The sequence below is a fragment of the Acinetobacter sp. 16 genome (assembly GCF_033439925.1).
Lineage (GTDB): Bacteria > Pseudomonadota > Gammaproteobacteria > Pseudomonadales > Moraxellaceae > Acinetobacter > Acinetobacter junii.
Genome location: NZ_CP137746.1, coordinates 1,055,656 through 1,074,321 on the forward strand (window position 1 = coordinate 1,055,656; position 18,666 = coordinate 1,074,321).

General features: G+C 39.3%; 18 protein-coding genes and 1 other RNA gene. 7 read left to right on the forward strand and 12 right to left on the reverse strand.

From position 1 onward, the window contains the following. Window positions 1–2 precede the first annotated feature (2 nt). The 11 genes from R2H34_RS05190 to ssrA form a co-directional block, all read right to left on the reverse strand. Window positions 3–2,474 carry a heavy metal translocating P-type ATPase gene (locus R2H34_RS05190; RefSeq protein WP_087539990.1) on the reverse strand — a complete coding sequence of 824 codons (2,472 nt, stop codon included), beginning with the start codon at window positions 2,472–2,474 and terminating at the stop codon, window positions 3–5. Between the two features lie 1,732 nt (window positions 2,475–4,206). After that, window positions 4,207–4,533, reverse strand: a complete 327-nt coding sequence (ssb, locus tag R2H34_RS05195) for a single-stranded DNA-binding protein (RefSeq protein ID WP_042891313.1) — start codon at window positions 4,531–4,533, stop codon at window positions 4,207–4,209. A gap of 238 nt (window positions 4,534–4,771) precedes the next feature. Beyond that, window positions 4,772–6,856 (reverse strand): DUF3987 domain-containing protein, encoded by a 2,085-nt coding sequence (locus R2H34_RS05200; RefSeq protein ID WP_318342467.1) that lies wholly within the window; start codon window positions 6,854–6,856, stop codon window positions 4,772–4,774. Continuing rightward, window positions 6,853–7,161: a hypothetical protein gene (locus R2H34_RS05205; RefSeq protein WP_042891315.1), complete on the reverse strand. Its 309-nt coding sequence runs from the start codon at window positions 7,159–7,161 to the stop codon at window positions 6,853–6,855. The genes R2H34_RS05200 and R2H34_RS05205 overlap by 4 nt, the downstream gene beginning before the upstream one ends. Window positions 7,162–7,164: 3 nt before the next feature. Further along, a complete protein-coding gene (locus R2H34_RS05210) occupies window positions 7,165–7,542 on the reverse strand; it encodes a hypothetical protein (protein WP_042891316.1) in 378 nt (125 codons plus the stop codon). 2 nt (window positions 7,543–7,544) lie between these two features. Next, window positions 7,545–7,742, reverse strand: a complete 198-nt coding sequence (locus tag R2H34_RS05215) for a hypothetical protein (RefSeq protein WP_042891319.1) — start codon at window positions 7,740–7,742, stop codon at window positions 7,545–7,547. Then, on the reverse strand, window positions 7,739–7,957 hold the full coding sequence (locus R2H34_RS05220) for a helix-turn-helix domain-containing protein (RefSeq protein ID WP_019837972.1): 219 nt from the start codon (window positions 7,955–7,957) through the stop codon (window positions 7,739–7,741). The genes R2H34_RS05215 and R2H34_RS05220 overlap by 4 nt, the downstream gene beginning before the upstream one ends. 3 nt (window positions 7,958–7,960) lie before the next feature. Beyond that, a complete protein-coding gene (locus R2H34_RS05225) occupies window positions 7,961–8,176 on the reverse strand; it encodes a hypothetical protein (RefSeq protein ID WP_042891323.1) in 216 nt (71 codons plus the stop codon). Between the two features lie 135 nt (window positions 8,177–8,311). Then, window positions 8,312–9,433 carry a hypothetical protein gene (locus R2H34_RS05230; RefSeq protein ID WP_052417817.1) on the reverse strand — a complete coding sequence of 374 codons (1,122 nt, stop codon included), beginning with the start codon at window positions 9,431–9,433 and terminating at the stop codon, window positions 8,312–8,314. 151 nt (window positions 9,434–9,584) lie between these two features. Further along, window positions 9,585–10,814, reverse strand: coding sequence for a tyrosine-type recombinase/integrase (locus R2H34_RS05235; RefSeq protein ID WP_042891325.1), 1,230 nt, complete (start codon window positions 10,812–10,814; stop codon window positions 9,585–9,587). 179 nt (window positions 10,815–10,993) lie between these two features. Further along, window positions 10,994–11,353: a transfer-messenger RNA gene (gene ssrA, locus R2H34_RS05240) on the reverse strand. Between the two features lie 476 nt (window positions 11,354–11,829). On the opposite strand from ssrA, the gene R2H34_RS05245 reads away from it, so the two are divergent. The 5 genes from R2H34_RS05245 (at window position 11,830) to R2H34_RS05265 (ending at window position 15,271) form a co-directional block, all read left to right on the forward strand. After that, complete coding sequence (locus tag R2H34_RS05245) at window positions 11,830–12,180, forward strand: ATP-binding cassette domain-containing protein (protein WP_228275872.1); 351 nt, start codon at window positions 11,830–11,832, stop codon at window positions 12,178–12,180. Between the two features lie 3 nt (window positions 12,181–12,183). Next, window positions 12,184–13,185, forward strand: coding sequence for a dual specificity protein phosphatase family protein (locus R2H34_RS05250; protein ID WP_318342468.1), 1,002 nt, complete (start codon window positions 12,184–12,186; stop codon window positions 13,183–13,185). A gap of 24 nt (window positions 13,186–13,209) precedes the next feature. Next, complete coding sequence (locus R2H34_RS05255) at window positions 13,210–13,617, forward strand: hypothetical protein (RefSeq protein ID WP_042891329.1); 408 nt, start codon at window positions 13,210–13,212, stop codon at window positions 13,615–13,617. Window positions 13,618–13,705: 88 nt separating this feature from the next. After that, window positions 13,706–14,809, forward strand: a complete 1,104-nt coding sequence (locus R2H34_RS05260; protein WP_042891332.1) for a 2Fe-2S iron-sulfur cluster-binding protein — start codon at window positions 13,706–13,708, stop codon at window positions 14,807–14,809. A gap of 75 nt (window positions 14,810–14,884) precedes the next feature. After that, a complete protein-coding gene (locus tag R2H34_RS05265) occupies window positions 14,885–15,271 on the forward strand; it encodes a roadblock/LC7 domain-containing protein (RefSeq protein ID WP_087539988.1) in 387 nt (128 codons plus the stop codon). 159 nt (window positions 15,272–15,430) lie between these two features. Here the strand turns inward: R2H34_RS05265 and R2H34_RS05270 are convergent, their stop codons facing one another. Continuing rightward, on the reverse strand, window positions 15,431–15,853 hold the full coding sequence (locus R2H34_RS05270) for an Lrp/AsnC family transcriptional regulator (protein WP_042891337.1): 423 nt from the start codon (window positions 15,851–15,853) through the stop codon (window positions 15,431–15,433). 230 nt (window positions 15,854–16,083) lie between these two features. Between R2H34_RS05270 and R2H34_RS05275 the strand changes: the two genes are divergently transcribed. Continuing rightward, window positions 16,084–17,358, forward strand: coding sequence for a Glu/Leu/Phe/Val family dehydrogenase (locus R2H34_RS05275; protein WP_087539986.1), 1,275 nt, complete (start codon window positions 16,084–16,086; stop codon window positions 17,356–17,358). 82 nt (window positions 17,359–17,440) lie between these two features. Then, the gene (locus R2H34_RS05280; RefSeq protein WP_004959961.1) at window positions 17,441–18,646 is read left to right on the forward strand and encodes an aspartate aminotransferase family protein; all 1,206 of its coding nucleotides are present in this window, start codon (window positions 17,441–17,443) and stop codon (window positions 18,644–18,646) included. Window positions 18,647–18,666 lie beyond the last annotated feature (20 nt).

Sequence of the window (18,666 nt, forward strand, 5' to 3'; positions counted from 1 at the left end):
CCTCAACCTAGATGTACTGAGGGTGGTTGAAAACGACGTAGACGTAATGCATTTCCTAATACAAAGACGCTAGATAATGCCATAGCTCCTGCAGCAAAGATGGGTGACATTAAAATTCCATAGTTTGGATATAATATTCCAGCGGCAACAGGAATTAGCATGGTGTTGTAAGCAAAAGCCCAAAACAGGTTTTGATGAATGTTGCCGATTGTGGCTTTGGATAAGGCGATTGCATTTGTTACACCTTGCATATTACCAGACATGAGCACGACATCTGCCGATTCAATTGCAACATCTGTACCTGTACCTATCGCTACACCTACATCGGCTTCAGCTAATGCAGGGGCATCATTAATTCCATCACCAACAAAGACAATATGACCATATTGGGATTTTAGCTCTTTGACTGCATTAACTTTTCCTTCAGGTAAGACTTCAGCGATCACCTCATCAATTCCTAATTGTTTTGCAATTGCCTGAGCAGTACGTGCATTATCTCCAGTGATCATTGCGACTTTCAGCCCTAATTGGTGTAAAGCTTGAATCGCTGCGGGAGTCGTGGATTTAATTGGATCAGCAACCGCTATAATTCCTGCTAGTTGACCATTCATCGCAACATAAAGTGGTGATTTACCTTCATCACCTAAACGTAAAGCAGTTGTTGCGAATGGTTGTACTTCAATACCGAGCTGCTGCATATAACGATCAGCACCAATATTAATTTGAATATCATCATTGATCACTGCAGATACACCCATACCCGTAACCGAATCAAAGCGATCAACTTTAGGAAGAACCAAGTTCTCTAGCTTGGCCTGATCAACAATCGCTTTTGCGATAGGGTGTTCTGATCGGGATTCAACAGCAGCTACAGCAGCCAAAACTTGATCTCGTTCAAACTGAGATGTGACTTCAAAATCAGTTAATTCTGGATGTCCCTCAGTTAAAGTACCTGTTTTATCAACAGCTACAATTTTTGCATCTTTTAATAGCTGTAAAGCTTCGCCTTTACGGAACAACACGCCTAATTCTGCACCACGACCTGTACCCACCATGATCGATGTAGGTGTTGCCAAACCCATAGCACATGGACAAGCGATAATCAGTACTGCGACTGCATTTACTAAGGCAAAAGTTAGGGCAGGAGATGGGCCGAAAATTAACCAAACTAAGAATGTCAGCACTGCTGCAATCATTACTGCTGGTACGAACCATAAGGTGATTTTATCGACTACCGCTTGAATCGGTATTTTAGAGCCTTGTGCTTGCTCAACTAAGCGAATTATTTGCGCCAGCATGGTTTCACCACCAACGGCTAATGCTGTAAAAGTGAGTGTTCCATTTTGATTAATCGTACCACCTACCACATCGCTACCAATCACTTTCTCAACAGGTATCGGTTCACCTGTAATCATGGATTCATCGACAAAACTATTTCCATCAGTCACTTTTCCATCAACAGGTATTCTTTCGCCAGGTTTTACAATCACCGTGTCACCAGCAATAACTTGATCAATTGCAATCTCAAGCATTTGTCCATCACGGTGAACATGAGCTGTTTTAGCTTGTAAACTGACTAAACGTTGAATCGCTTCTGAAGTACGTCCTTTTGCTTTTGCTTCAAGAAAACGACCAAGTAAGATTAAAGCAACAATAACCGCAGCAGCTTCATAATAAACATTGACTGTTCCCGAAGGGAGTGTGTTTGGAAAGAAGGTGGCCACTATAGAAAATAGATATGCAGCTAATGTTCCAACGGCTACCAAAGAATTCATATCTGGTGCTAGACGAAATAAAGCTGGGATGCCTTTTAAATAAAATCTTCTTCCTGGAATCGTTAATACAAGGGTAGTCAGTACGAATTGTATGTACCAACTATTTTGCATCCCAATGGTTTGAGCAATCAGATGATGAAAGCTTGGAATTAGATGAGAGCCCATTTCAAGAATAAACACAGGCATAGCAAAAAGCGTGGCAAGAATTAAATCCCGTTTAAGTTCAGCGCGTTCTTGATCTTTTTTCTGAAGCTGCTCAGATGGGTCGGCAATCGAAGCTTGAATTTCTACAGCATCATATCCAGCTTTATCTATTGCTGCGATCAATGCCTCTACACTTGCCGAACCACTTACTGTTGCTCGTTCAGTTGCAAGATTGACATTCGCTTCAGTGACACCAGAGACGGCTTTGAGTGCTTTCTCGACACGACCAACACATGAGGCACAGGTCATACCTTTTATAGATAATTCAATTCTGTCTTTGGGAACATCATAGCCTGCTTGTTCAATTGCATGAATTAATAATTGACGATCTAAAGGCTTATTAAGTGTAATGTCTGCACGCTCAGTGGCTAAATTTACTGAGGCTGATCGCACACCATCAACTTTTTTAATAGCATTTTCAACACGACTTACACAACTTGCACAAGTCATACCTTCAATTTGTAAGCTTAATCTTTGATTTATTTCGGTTCCCATGGGATTTACCTATAAATATTCTTTGATTGCTTAAAGCATAGACCTTACCATTATGGGAAGGTCAAGTACTCACTATGTAAATATCGAAGTGAAATCTATTTTTAAAATAAACATGATGAAATTGATATTTAAATCAGTTGCTTGAGGGTTTTATTCTATATTTTCTCTAACAATGAATCATTTTTGTGTTTTGTACGTTATTGATATTCTAAGAATTAAAAAATATAAAAATCTTGTCAATAAAAAAGCCACTTAAGTAAGTGGCTTTTTTATTAAAGGTATTTGGGGTGGCGACAATTGAACAAAATTAATAAGTTATTGTTTATAAATAATAAAAATATTATTAAAAAGTTAGGGATACAAACTGGGATACAAATTATGTGCTGCTAGGCTGCTTTCTTGTCGGGTTTGGTAGGGGAAAGGGGAGTCCAACTCAGGATTTAAACTTGCTCGCACGCCCACGTTTTTTAATTCTCTAGCACTTCAACAATTATTTGTTGTGTTTTTCGCTTCCTCTTTTTGGTGGAACGCAAAACCTAAATATTTGATCTGCTCACCTTACTGGTGGCTCAGGTGGGGTTAGATTTAGAATCCTATCCTTTATGGTAAAGCTCGTTATTTTTGACTGCCTTTTAAGCTGCTCCTCTAATTAATGGCTCAGGTATGGTCATCTTGACCAATGGGGGGTAGTCCTATGTTTAGGTTATTTGCAGAAGTAAACCGCCCGAATAATCACACTGTAACTCTATTGGGATTTTAAGCATTAAAACCACGTTTTACTCTCTCCCTCGCGCGCGCGCGCGTTTTGTTGACTGAGTTACTTTAAGTTACTCACTTGGTCGCGTTTGAAATGTGGTCAAGTTTTCGTCCAGTGAATACCGTTGCTCAATTTTGAGCTTTGCTTTTAAAACATGGATTTAGCCAACGCAATTTTGCGCCGTCATAATGTTAGTAAATGTTAGTTTTTCGGACTGCTTTAAAAATACAAAACCTTATAAAACCTAGTATTCAAAGATGCTCAAACGCTTTGAACCTCACAAAACCTCACTTTCATTACGGCATGATTACGGCATGTTTTTCTGCTGCACTGTTAAGAATTGATAAGGTTTGAACCTTATAAAACCTAGTATTCAAAGATGCCATGCTGTTAACAATTGTTGACATCCAAAACGCTGCACATGTTAGTAAATGTTAGTCAGAACCTATCAAAACCTATGGTTACAGACTGCAAAAATCCTAAGTAATCCTAAGTTCACAACCTGATAAAACCTGACATTTAGAACGCCGTAGCTGTAAGCAATAGTAAGCACCTTTAACATCATTTTAACTTTTGAAAATCGGCTTATAACTAGGTAAATCCTTTATATATAAGCCTTTGCAGTGATTTTTTAACTTTAACAACTTTAACTTATTTGCTAAAACAGAAATTTTTTTATGAGTGAGTAGGTCGGTGGTGTCCGATCTATGTCATCACTCAACTTGATAGCTCCCCCCACTGGTTAGCCCTATCCAATTTTGGATTGACCTTAGAAAACAATAAATTATTGATAGAACAATCACACTTGCACTCCTATAAAAAGAGAATGTTTGTTGCACGTAGTGATACAAGATAGGTATTCGTTAAAAATGGCGTAAACTTTGCTGCGACTGCATTTAAGCATGGTGATTATGACCATTCATATAATAAAAGCTCCCCACATTTGAGGAGCTATCTGTACCAAGTTATCTAGCATCACAACAATTGCAGAATATCCGCCCGAATCTCGGTTACTTCACGATCTGCACCGCTTTGGTCTTTCCATTTCCTTGTTCTCATGCTGCCCTCGATATAAACCTTTCCACCTTTCTTGAGGTACTTGCTAGCAATCTCGGCTAAACGTCCGTTGGTGCTGATTCTGTGCCATTCTGTAGCCTCTTTGCGCTCTCCAGTGGTCTTGTCTTTCCAGTGGTCGGTAGTTGCAACGCTGAATGTCGTAATGCTGCCACCGTTGGGAAAATTCTTAGTTTCAGGGTCACGACCTAACACACCCATCACGATTGCTTTGTTTACGTTTGGCATTGTTCAATTCTCAAATATATTTCATTTATCTAAAAAGCTGACTAAATGACTAAATTGCTCTGTATGCCTTTATATATAAGGCTTTGCGTTCAGTAGTCACTAAATAACGCAATGACTAAGTGACTAAATGAATATAGTTTTTAGTCATCCACTTAGTCATTTAGTCAAAGCCATTTTTGCTGACTGCTAAGTGAAAAGCCTTGCTGTATAAGGGTTTCAGCTTAACTTAGTCACTTAGTCACGATTCCAGTAATAAAGGGTTAATTACAACGTATCGAGTACGCCCTAGTGATTCAATCTTGATATGGTGTGAATCCTCTAGTTGCTGAATAACCATTTCCAAAAGGTTTTTGTTTTTCTGCATCGGTCTAGGGCATGAGGTTTGTATATATGAGTAAGTAAGTCTGTCTGTTTTTTGCTGCACACATTTACCGACAATCCACTTAATCAGCTTTTCAGCATCACTTTCCGCTTTAACCTCAATTTCTGCATACATTGCCCATTCATTTAATGAATGCTTAACGACCTCACAAGCTCCTTGTAGGGTTTTGCCGTCAATCTGTTGCAATCCCTCAAAATAAGCAAATACCGTTGCTAAACGGCGTGCCAATTGGCTTGCACGGCTCGCAAACGCTTGTAGGTACTCAAAACGCTTGCCTACACGTTGCAGCGACTCAATGACGTTATAAAACTCTGTATCAATCGCTATGGCTTCCTCATTCATAGGAATGACATAACGCCCATTATGCAACTCATGCTCTGTCTGCACCTGTGGGCAGCTATCGAGCAATGATTCGCACCGTGTCCAATAAGCAATAAGCCTGTGGTCTTTGTTGGCGTTTTTGTTGCGATATGCTGCATTTTGTAGGCGTGTACCTGCCAAGTTTTCAGGAATAGTTAAGAGGAATCTAGGTAAAAAGCCTTGCCCTCTTAGCACTGGGTCTTTTAAAGCATTGTCTAAAACTTCATGTTGACCTTGTAAATTAAACGTCACTCGAACGTCATGCGCCCGACCACTGCCATTGAGGTTTGACTTTGAGCGTGTACGTTCCACAAACCCATCATCAAACAGTTTTGTATAACCGCCTAATGCTTGGTTACGTGTATCGGCTTTCATAGTATGCCCACCGAAAAATTGCCCTGCCTCATCACTTGAAATAGAAGCATTTTGCAAGATTCCATCAATAAACAATCCTGCAATAGATTCAAGGGTTATGTCGCTGTATAAGGTGCTAGGGTCATTCGGTGGTGGATTCTCTGCACAGTACGCCTCACGGTCTTTTTTTGGCAATCCTGCTTGCCCACTTTTCCATTGCTCTAACTCGGTTCGATATATTTCGTACTGCTTGCGCTCATATTCCAAAATCGCCCGATCTGCTAGATTTTTGCTTGTACTCTTACGGCTGCCACTTTGCCCCTCTGTGAGTAAAAATAGGCTGCATGGCTCGTCGTGTGCTTTGAATCTATCGGGTGCATTTACTTTAGCTTGGGCAATATGTGACATTGCACCAATAACACATTGGGCAGTCATGGCTATTGGTGATTGCACATGCTCGGAAATAGCCAAAACCGCTTCTTTTGCCAATAAGGGCAGTGCATCAATAGGGTAAGGGTTGCTTGCTACTGATTCCTCTTGTTGTAGTGGCAGCAACTCGCCCCAGTGTTGAGAATCTGCATCTTGATTGAATGCACCTGATTCAATAATTTGCTTCCGTTTCTCAAGAAAAAACGTTTCTATTTGTTGAGAGGTAAACGCTCTAAAAGAGTCATCAACTTGAACAAATAAATCAGCGTTGTTTACTGGGGTAGACTTGCCTGCAATCAATCTAAAAACATTTTCAGGCATACCACTGTTTAAAATCTTGTACGCTTCATCTAAACTTTGATGCAGCAAAACCGCTTTGCCTGCCTTAGCAAGTTGAATAAATAAATCCATATCATTTGTACCGACTACATACGATAAATGAGGTTTATTTAAACCGCTTGCAAACAATCCTTTTTTACCAATAATGAATGACACTTGTTGGCTGTCTATTTCTTTAAATGGTGTTGTGGTGGTGTCGTATTTTCTTGCTGTACCTCTGATTGCATAGCCTATAACCTTGCTCAATTGGATTGGATTTATGAGCGTGTAGGCTTCGCAATTTTCACAGTTATAACTAGGCAATTTAGAGTAGATATAGCTCTCAGACTTAACTTTAAAATTGCTCTCATCAATACAGCCTTTTGCAAAATCTTCAATCGAATGATATTCGGTTGTATTGCCTGTTAATGGGTCGGTGCTGACCGCTAAGGGAGCGTTAAGAGTGATTTTTGCATTCATACTTCACCCCCTTTTATTCTTTCCCATTCAGTCTTATATGCTTCTGCCCCTTTAGCATGGTTGCGGTGGCGGTCTTCTGCTAAATATTCATACATATCTAAATGAGTGACCAATTCAGAAAAATGATACTGACTGACTTCTTTTCCACTCTCTGCCAGCTTGTTTAACTTCATTACTTCTTTTCTGATATGGCTGATTGCTGTACACATCCAGTTCATATCTGATTCAGCTAATGAAGCTAGATCGTGCATGTCGCCAGCATCGTATTTTTTAGGTGTATTTGTAGAATTGATTTGATTAGGCATAGCTCATGCCTCCTTACGTTTTTGAGTTTTAGAAGTCACGCTAATTTGAGAGATTAGGGTGAGGGGATTCACTCTCGGAACGTAAGTACCGCCCGACATATTCGCCACGAATGACTTATTTTGTCGTGTCATCCCCTCATAGAGGGATTGCAGCCTTGTTTGCATGGCTGAAATGCTTACGCGGTTTAAATGCAAAGATTGAGAGCCGATGCAGTTAAGAGGCGCAAAAAAACCACAATGACGCTGTGGGGTGACGCTTACGTTTTTTGAGAGGTCTACAGCATAAGCGGAACGGCTGCACGTTGCAAGAATTAAGCAAAACAAAACAAAACACACGCCTAAAAGTAAGCCTTTGAGTAACTCAAGAAAGATAATTTTCATGCTCACAACTCCTCTTGTATGATTTCTAGGACTTCAATCATTTGTGCTTTGATTTCTGCCATTGAGAAGTTTTTGCCCTCCTCAATATCAATAATTAAGCCGACTGCAACATCATAGATATTCGCTAACCGCAATTCGTCATCTGTAAAGGGGAGGTCATCCACCACGCTTGCAGATTTAAAATCTATAATTTCGCTCATGCTGCCACCTGCTTAATAAGTTCATAACGTGCATGTCTGCCAATGCCTGACTTATTGCGCTCGTTATGGGTCACAATGTCATAACCTGCATTTCGTAAACGCTGAATAATTGCGCTCAGTCGATAGCAGTTGAATAGGTCGATAGCCTCAGCTTGTGAAAGGGTTTTTCCTTGTTTAAGGTGTGCTAGGACTTGTTTTAATTGAGTGTTATTCATTGATTAAGCCTCCATTCCTGCAAGGCTTTGTTTTTGGTTGTTGTGCCACTCTACAAGCTCGGTATAGTCGAAATAGACTGGTGCTTGTTTGGTGTCGCCAGTCTTAATAGGTCGGGGAAATGTGGCATCTGTACGCACGATATGGCGCAATGATTCGCGGCTTATGTCCAGTAGCTCACAAGCGGTTTTGAATTGAACGCGGATAGGATTAATGGTCATTTATGCACCTACATAGCTAAATATTGTTAGGGCATAAAAGCAAAAATATTGATAGGTGGGGTAACTGGGGTAATGAAAGAAAATACCCTAGCTTGGGTAGGTAGGGTATATATAAATCAATTATTTAGATGGTATTTATTTTTTATAATTTTTATCTCTTAGATTGCCCCAGCTTACAAAAGGAGTTGTGATTTCCCGTATTTTTGAAGCTGATCCAGCTTTTTTACTTACCTCATAGCCTGTGTTGCTCTCTAGCCATTTAATGGCTTTATTTGTATGACTATCACTCTTTGGATTAGTAATATAAATATGCTCCCATAACTTAATTGATAAAGCTAAATCAGGTGCATATCTTTCTGTAGCAGATTCGTCAAAAATTAAACTCAATAAATCCATATCATTTTTTGGGTTTAATGATTCAAGCTCTTTTATTTTTTGGTCTTTCTCTGTAAGTTCTGCTTTCAGCTTTTCATTTTCTAGTTTTAACTGCTGCAACTCTATGTTGCTTGCATCTGTATTTTTCTCTAATTCAGCACCCTGTAAGTCATCATTAAAACCATCAATAATAATATTCTCTCTTGCTAGGTATTTTTTTAGTTGTAGGGCATCAATAGTGCTACCTGTAGTAAAGTCATAAGCAATTTCCCCTGCACCCACACAGGCATCTAAAAAACTTAATGCCCTTAAATATGCTGCAAAATATTGTGAAAAATTGGTGTCATTTCGACACCTGTCTACTGCTTCGGGGTCATGGTCGGAAATAATACATGCTGCCTCATGTAGTGTTAATAATGGGGCTTTATACAAATAAAGTTTCGAAAAATCTATATTTTTTATAGGTGCTATTTTGCTTTGTGTGTTTTGCTCGTCACATTCAATATTTGGCTCAAGTGGTGTTGGTGAGGGGAGAATATTTAATTCGATAAGTGGTTTAAAATTATAAATCTCATGTTTAGCCCAGTAGTAACTAATAATATCGATTTTGATTTTCTGTATTGATTCCTCACCCTCTAACCACACCATATCCAACTCATTAATGAGCTTTCTAATAGGTGAGTAATCACTGGGTACTTCGTGTAATCGATGAAAGCTATCTCGACAATATAATGTTAACTCAGTGTCAAAATCATGATGTCCTAAGAATGCTGCAACCTCGCCCCATGAGTTATAACCATCTTTACTAAGCATTTCGACTATCTCCCACACTTGGAAATAATCTTTTTTTATTAAAGCCTTTTCTTTGCCTAATAAGCTCATGTATGCCTCCCACAGCACCCCCAAAAAAGCTGCTAAGCCAATCGGATTGGGTGTCCGACTTTCGCCCCGTCAGGCTAGACTTAGCAATCTGAATATAATCTATATTTACCTATATTTGTGCATTTATTGGCTAGTAGTGCGACAAGCCTTGTCATTGTGCTTTTTTGAATTGAATAATGCTCTGATCTGCAATTTCTTCTAAATGATTGGCGTACCATTGCATCATGCTTGCTCTGTCATCTAAATATTGAGCCTTGTTATATACACCTGCCACGCCATCTTTAACGTGTGCCAGTGCTGCTTCGATATGACGTTCATCAAAGCCACGATTGTTTAACAAGGTACTCGCAATATGTCTAAATCCGTGTGGGGTTTGTCTGCCCTCATAACCCATACGGCGCAAAGCCATAATGAAAACTGTGTCTGACTTTGGCTTGCTCTTGTCCGATCTGCTCGGAAATAAGTATTCAGAATTGGTTTCATAGCTTTGTAATTCTTTTAATAGGGTAGTGGCTTGAGTTGGCAACGGTACAAGATGCTCACGGCGTTTCTTCATGCGCTCGGCTGGGATATTCCATAAGCCTTGCTCTAAATCAAATTCTTGCCACTTGGCTTGTCTTAGTTCAGTTGGTCGGCAAAACAACATAGCTAAAAGTTGCAAGCCTATACGCACGTCCATAGTCGGATAATTATTGATAGCTCTCAATAAGGCTGGTAGCTCAGGTTCAGCCACATGCAGCATGTTTTGCTTCTTGCCTTGCTGTAAGTATTTTTGAATGCCCTCAACTGGATTGTAGTCCATGCGCCCTGTGACCTTTGCAAAATCGTAAATGTCACGACACATCGAGCGCATACGGTTCACTTGCTCAAAAATACCTTTTTCTTGCTGAATACTTTTTAACAAGTTCATCCATTCAATAGGCTTTATGGTGCTGTACAAGCGTTTCCCAAAAATCGGGAATATATGTTTTTCCAGTGCGCCTTTATTTCGGGTCATGGTGTCTTGCACCCATGATTCCTTTTTTGTGTCTAACCATTCACGTGCTAATACTTCAAAAGTAGCACTGTGCTGTTCTATCTCTTTTCGCTTGCGTTCTTGTTTGGTGATGATGGGGTTATCACCTTTTGAAATGTCACTTAAAAGTTCTTGCGCTTTTTTACGTGCTAACTGTCCTGATATTTCAGGATAGCCACCAATACCTAACCATGACCATTTACCATCAGCTTTTTTATATCGTAGTTGCCACGATTTATTACCATCAGGTTTGACACGAAAATATAAGCCGTTGCCGTCTAGCTCCCGATATTCTTTTGATTCAGGCTCAAGGGTTGCAAGTACGGTGTCTGCTAGTGGTCTGCGTTTTATGTCTGTTCGTTTCATTTTCTTGTATCCCTGCCAGTTCAATAAATATGAGGGGATACACGCTAGGATACATGGCATGTATCCCTGTGGCTAGTTATATTTAGTTATGTTTAGGCAAGAAAAAAGGCTCAATCCCTTTGGAATCAAGCCTTTATCTTTTAAAACTTGGCATATTTTGCCATGTTTTGTTAGGTATATGGTGGAGGTGGCGGGAGTTGAACCCGCGTCCGCCAGCACTACACTCGAGAATACTACATGCTTAGATATCGTCTATTGTTTTAACACCATGTGACCCGACGAACAGGGTACAAGGTGCGATCCTCTAAGTTTGGTATAAAGCCCCGAGGCTTGGCTCTATACGGACTTGTGTGCGTGCGCTTCGGTCGGGTTCCTAAACCACAAGTATTCTAGGAAGCGGACAAGCTGCCCTTAGGCAGCTAGAGCGTAAGTTTCGTCGTTTGCGACTATTTAAATGCAAATTTTATTTACGAGAGAAAATGCGCTCTCGGCATGCATCTATGAGCTTCATCACCAGCGTCGAAGCCAATAACACCCCCATATATGAACGAGCATCATAGCACAAATATTATGGATTTGAACGTTAATTTCTATGTAATTTGATCGATTAATAGATTCTTGCATTTCAATTAACCCAACGGACAATAAACTCGCTACAGCAATCAAGTCATTTACTTAAATTGAAATAAAACAAAGAATTTGATTGAAAATACATCATATTGTTGTTTGGAAGAAAAAATTTACTATAAAGAGCGGGGTGGAATCAAAGAATAAAATTGAGAAAAAATGTTTTGACAATTAGACTAATTATTACCGTGATAAATTATGTTATTTATGTTATAAATTGTATCTTAATTGTTTTTATTTTTTGCATTTGCTTTTTGATGGTTATTGGGGTTGATAAGTGGATGAGGATTCAACACTTTCGATAAAAAATTTTAATTTAGAAATCTCAGGGAAGAAAATTTTAAGATCTTTAAATTTAAAGGTTTTAAGCCAAGGGATTACTATTTTAATGGGACCTTCCGGAACAGGTAAATCGACTTTACTGCGTACACTTGCGGGTCTGAATCAAGGAAATCCTCAACTCAAGTTCAGTGGTGAGATCACTTTTAATGGCTATTCATTATTTGAGTCTGATAAAAAACCTGCCTTAGTTCAGCAAAAATTAATTCATATTACACAGACTGTTAAAGAAAATATTCTTTCACATTTACCTAATCGTTCGAGCCTAGATTTACAACAACAACTCAGTCTAATCCAGCAGTTATGCGATCAGTATGATCAAACTTGGATTCTGGCAAAGCTTCACCAATCGACGGCAACTTTAGAACGCCATGAAGCAAAGAATTTAGCAATTTTATAAACCTTGTTGTCAGAGCCAGCACTGTTGATGATTGATGAAGCAACGGTGGGGTTATCTGATTCCGATGCGATTTTTGTGCATGATTTAATCCGAAAAATTGCCAAAAAAATCCCGATTCTGATTGTATCTCACCATATTCAGCGATCTAAAAAATTAGCCAATTACGTTGGTTTATTAGCAAATGGTTGCATACAAGAAATTAGCTCAGCAGAAGCTTTTTTTGAACATCCTCAACACGAGATGACGAAACAATTTCTGAGAACCGGGTCCTGTGCGGAGCTTTCTGCTGAAGAGTTAGATCGACAAGAGCAATCGTTGATGAATCTCCAAGTAGCGACTTCAAAACATTTGAGTTTAGCTAAACCTTTAGTAGACGTTGATCAAATATCAAATGAACCAATTTTAGACTGCTCGCAGAAAATCCAAAGTCGTGAAGATACAGACACAAATCTGCAACATGTTGATTTTTTAGAACACGAAGCGGATGCAAAAAACCAAGCTAGAGGCCCTTTGGGGTTTGTTTGGCTAATTCGCGGACGGCTTGCTGGTTGTCCGTGTCCTGGAGTAGTTCGAGAGACGGCACTTGATTTGAAGTATTTACAGGATGTTGGAATTACTGATTTGGTATCACTAACCGAGGAAAGTTTTAACCCTGATCTAGCCGCTGAATTTGGCATAACCGTTTCACATTTCCCGATTGACGATATGTCTGTTCCTTTTTTGCAGGATGCTTATCAGTTTTGTCTATGTATTGACCAAAAAATATCTCATCGCAAATCCATTGCGTTGCACTGTAAAGCAGGTTTGGGGCGAACAGGAACGATGTTGGCTGTTTACTTTTTATGTAAAGCAAGGCTTCAAAAGACTGCACTTGAGGCAATCGAATATATACGTTCTCTGAATTACTTGATGATTCAATCTGAGCAACAGATTGATTTTTTGTATGATTTTTCAATTTTTTTAGAAAAACACATTGATTCTAATGTGTTAGTTAGCAAGGCGTAACTCGCCATACAAGGGGAAAATAAGATGTTAGATGATGCTTTACATCGTGCAATGACCAGCGTACCAGACTGTCTCGCAGCTGGTTTTGTAGATTTAAATTCAGGAATGATTTTAAGTATTAAAACGGTTGATTCACATCCTTCGGAAGTGTTTGATTTTTTAGCTGCCGCTACAGCTGATCTTTTTCAGGGGCCGAATGTTGTCGCAATTGAGAAAATCTTTAAAAAATCACGTGGTTTGATGGATGAAGATAATTATCACTACTTCCAAGAAATTATCGTGAATAGTGAAAATTTGATTCACGTATTTATTCGCACGAAAGATCAAAACGAGATCGTATGTTTTGTTTGCCGTAAAGGTGCGAACTTAGGCATGGTGTTGACTAAGGCTCGTATTGCTTTACCAACGATTGAACGCGCGTTCCACGCATAATTCAGTCTATGCGTATGTTTTAAGCAAAGTCTAACTTTGCTTAAAACAACGATGAGCTTCATGATGAATTTTCAAAAAGGTGAGCGTGATGCCGCATCTTGAATTTGCAGGATATACGATTGAAAGTAAAGCTGACGAAACGGTTTTAGCATGCTTTCAGCGTTCAGGTATAGAAATCGATTTTTCATGTAAAAGCGGTGTATGCCATCGTTGCATGTTGAAATGTATTTCTGGTGACATTCCTGAACAGGCAAGTCGTAGGCTACCCACCACGCATCAAGGGCAAAACTATTTACTCGCGTGTCAGTGTGTTCCAACAACGGATATGAAATTAGTTGCGAAGTCAGACGAAGACTGCATAACGCAATGTATGATTTTGTCAACAATTTCACAAGCAGATCATAGTCTGATTCAAGCAGAGCCTTATAGAGAACTGAGTTATCAAAAAGGTCAGCATGTTTATATAACTGACATCTCAAAACAGTATTCAATATTAGCAAAATTAGTGAGTGATCCTGAGCAAGAAACATCATTGAGCATTGAAATTGCTAATAAGGATATGGAGTGGGTTAAAGAGCAAGGCTTGGATCAGTTAGGAAATGAGTTCTACCTGAAAGGCCCAATTAGCGCACCTCAAGTCATAATCGAAAACGATGTAGCGATCAATCCAGCCTTATGGGAAGCGTTGGGAGGGGATCATACAGTCAGAAAAATTTTGACCGAATTCTATAAGAAAGTATATGCCGATCAGCAACTTGCTCCATTTTTTGAAAGAGTAACTATAGATCGAATTATTGGAAAACAATTTGCATTTTTAAAACAGTTAATTACAGGTGAGGGGACATTCTTTGGTGAGCAACCAAGAAACTCACATCATTGGATGGTGATCTCAGATGAGTTATTTGAGCACCGTATGTTGCTGATGCATCAAACTTTATTAGAACATAAGCTATCGGCTGATTTGATTCAACAATTTGAACGTTATGAGCTGCAATTTAAAAACGATATTGTCAAATCCCAAGCGTGGTTAAAACAAGTCGGTGATTTATTAGTAGACACTGAAAAATATGAAGAATGTCAGTTAGATGAAGCAACAATTTGTGATTATTGTGAGGCGGAAATTGAGCAAGGCACCGTGGTGAGATTTCATATACGTCTTGGAAAATTGGCTTGCAAAGCATGTTCAAAATAATGTGGTGATGGATAAAGCTTTAGCAATTATCCAGTAAAAATTTACTTGATGAATGGTCGAATAGGAGAGAAAAAAATGATTGGTCAATTTTCAAGAACAGCGATGGTGTTTATTGAAAAAACCTTACGTGAATGTGAACAATGTATAGGTTTTTCGGGAGCTGCTCTGTCTAGCCCTGATGGTTTGGTTCTGGCGATGCATGGACAAATCTCAGGTGATGAAGCCGCAGCATGTGCATCTAGTTTGTTTGTAGAGTCAGAAACTGCTTTAAGTTATATCGGAGAGTCCGAGCCACGTATGATGTTGTTATGGACTGCAAATAAATTGTTGGCTTTGCACTTGCTTAAAAATGGCAGTATTTTCTTTGTGACATCCACTGAAAAAAATAATTTTAATGCGGTGCTTAAATTTAGTTTAGAAACATCAAAAAAATTGGATAACGCTTTAAGCATAATGGTTTAACATGCTAGAAGATTTAACTGTTCATGATCATTTTGAATAAGAAAATAGTCCTTGTTTGTTCCCGCTTTTTAAAGGAGGGAACAAGCACGATTTTGGATTAGATTTGCTCTAAAGCTTACTTCAACTGATTAGTCAAAATCAAACAAAGCTAGATCAAGTTTAAGTTTTATAAGTCGATAATAAAATACTGGTTTCACTATTGTAAATTCCTGAAATATTACGAATTCTTTCCAATGCTTTGTCGAAATTTTCTAAACTATCGGACTGTAATTCGACCAAAATATCCCATTTACCATTGGTGGTATGTACACGTTCAACTGCCGATTCTAAGCGGAGTTCTCGTATCACTGCTTGTGCCTTAGTGCCTTCGACCATGACATTCATCCATGCACGAATGATATTTTTTTCAACATTTGGGCGATAACGAACCGTATAGCCTGTAATGATGCCTGTGCTTTCCATGTACTCGATTCTCTTTTGAACCGTGGCCCGTGAAACGCGTACTTTCGCAGCTAAGTCCGTGATCGACATCCGTGCATTATCTTTGAGCAATCCTAAGATAATATGATCAACATTATTCATTTTGATATTTTCTATTAGCAAATTGATAAAAATTATCTCATTTTAATTATTTTAAAGAATTTTGTGAATCATTTTGATTATTAATAATAGTGCTAATAGAAGCTCCAAACATTTTTAACGTTGTCAGCGCAAGTCACTAATGTAGTCATGGAACGATGGAGTGAAAGGATTCTCTTTTGAATCAAAGGGAATCTATAGATAACAGGGAAAACTGATTAATTAAGGAATAGATGATGTCTTTATCATATACGGGTCAACATGGTGGTGCTTGGCAAACTTATCTCACTCAAATTGATCGAGTGGCACCTTATCTTGATGCTGATTTAAGTAATTTTATTAATACCCTTAAAACGCCAAAGCGTACATTAATCGTTGATGTTCCAATCGTGATGGATGATGGTTCTATCCGTCATTTTGAAGGTTATCGTGTACAACACAATTTATCACGTGGTCCAGGTAAAGGTGGTATTCGTTACCACCAAGACGTTGAATTAAATGAAGTCATGGCGCTATCTGCATGGATGACCATTAAAACTGCAGTACTTAATCTCCCATTTGGTGGTGCGAAAGGTGGTATTCGTGTTAATCCAAAAGCGCTATCTCCACGCGAGTTAGAGTGTTTAACTCGTCGTTTTACCAGTGAAATCAGTCCAATTATCGGTCCTCAAATTGATATTCCAGCACCAGATGTGGGTACCAATGCCAACATTATGGGTTGGATGATGGACACGTACTCAAGTATCAAAGGTCATACAGTCACAGGTGTAGTCACAGGTAAACCTGTGCATTTAGGTGGTTCATTGGGTCGTGTACGTGCGACTGGTCGTGGTGTATACGTGACGGGTTTGGAAGTCGCGAAACGCATAGGTTTAGCGGTTGAAGGCAGTAAAGTTGCTGTACAAGGTTTTGGTAATGTTGGTAATGAAGCCGCTTACTTGTTTAGCCATGCTGGTGCAAAAGTTGTTTGTGTACAAGACCATACAGGCACGATTTTTAATGCTGAAGGTATGAATGTTAAAGCATTACAAAAACATGTTACTGAACATGGTGGTGTAATGGGTTTTGCAGATGCAACGGTGATTGCAGATGAGGAGTTCTGGAATGTTGAGATGGACATTCTCATCCCAGCAGCATTGGAAGGACAAATTACAGTCGAGCGTGCACAAAATCTAAAAGCAAAAATTGTGCTTGAAGGTGCCAATGGTCCGACATATCCAGAAGCAGACGATGTATTTGTTCAACGCAATATTACCGTTGTTCCAGATGTTATCTGCAACGCAGGTGGTGTAACCGTCAGTTATTTTGAATGGGTTCAGGATATGGCGAGCTACTTCTGGAGTGAAGATGAAATCAATGAGCGCCTTGATAAGTTAATGATTCAGGCAATTGCTGATGTTTGGAATACGGCTGAGCTTAAAGGATGCAGTTTGCGTACTGCTGCTTATATCTTGGCATGTGAACGTATCTTAAAAGCACGTAAAGAACGCGGTATTTTCCCTGGTTAATAAAGGGTATAGAACAGGCTTCGGCCTCGGGCTTGTGGTATTGACACAAGCCCAAAGATTAAACAGGAAGTGAGTATATAAAATGAATGATGTCGCTATTACACGTAGTCATTTTAATGACTGGATGGTTCCCGTCTTTGCCCCAGCAAACTTTATTTTAGTCCGTGGCGAGGGTTCTCGTCTTTGGGATCAGAACGATAAAGAATATATTGATTTTGCGGGTGGAATTGCGGTGAATGCTTTGGGTCATGCGCATCCTGTTGCAGTCAATGCCTTAACTGAACAAGCACAGAAGCTTTGGCATATTGGCAATGGCTATACCAATGAACCAGTTTTACGCCTTGCTAAACAATTAGTGGATAGCACATTTGCAGACAAAGTGTTTTTCTGTAACTCAGGTGCAGAAGCCAATGAAGCTGCTTTGAAATTAGCTCGAAAAATTGGTTTGCTCAGTGGTAATCCAAACAAAAATCATATCGTTGCATTTAAAAATGCCTTCCATGGTCGTACCTTATTTACTGTTACTGCTGGCGGTCAACCAAAGTATTCTCAAGACTTTGCACCATTACCTGAAGGCATTGAACATACGGCATTTAATGATTTAGAAGCAGCGAAAGCTGTAATTAATGAAAATACATGTGCCGTAATTGTCGAGCCGATTCAAGGTGAAGGTGGTGTAGTTCCAGCGGATCTTGAGTTTTTAAAAGGTCTACGTGCCTTATGTGATGCCAATGGTGCGGTATTAATTTTTGATGAAGTACAAACAGGTGTTGGTCGTACAGGCTCTTTGTATGCCTATATGAATACAGGTGTTACTCCAGACATCTTAACGACTGCTAAAGCATTAGGTGGTGGTTTCCCAATTGGTGCGATGATCACGACAGACCATTATGCCAACATGTATGCAGTAGGTGATCATGGTACGACTTATGGTGGTAATCCACTGGCATGCGCAGTAGCGGGTGCAGTTTTTGAGTTTATTAATACGCCTGACGTTTTAGAGGGTGTGAAACAACGCCATCAATATTTCGTAGATGCATTAAATAAAATCAATGCGCAATATGGATTATTCAAAGAAATTCGTGGTCAAGGTTTGTTGATTGGTTGTGTACTGAAAGATGAACATGCAGGTAAAGCTAAAAATATCGTCACACTTGCGGGTGAAGAGGGTTTATTAGCTCTAGTTGCGGGTGCAGATGTCGTGCGCTTTACACCTTCACTGATTATTCCAATGGAAGATATTGATGAAGGTTTAAATCGTTTTTCACGTGCATTAGCACGTCTATAAATCTGCTGTGAGCATCTAAC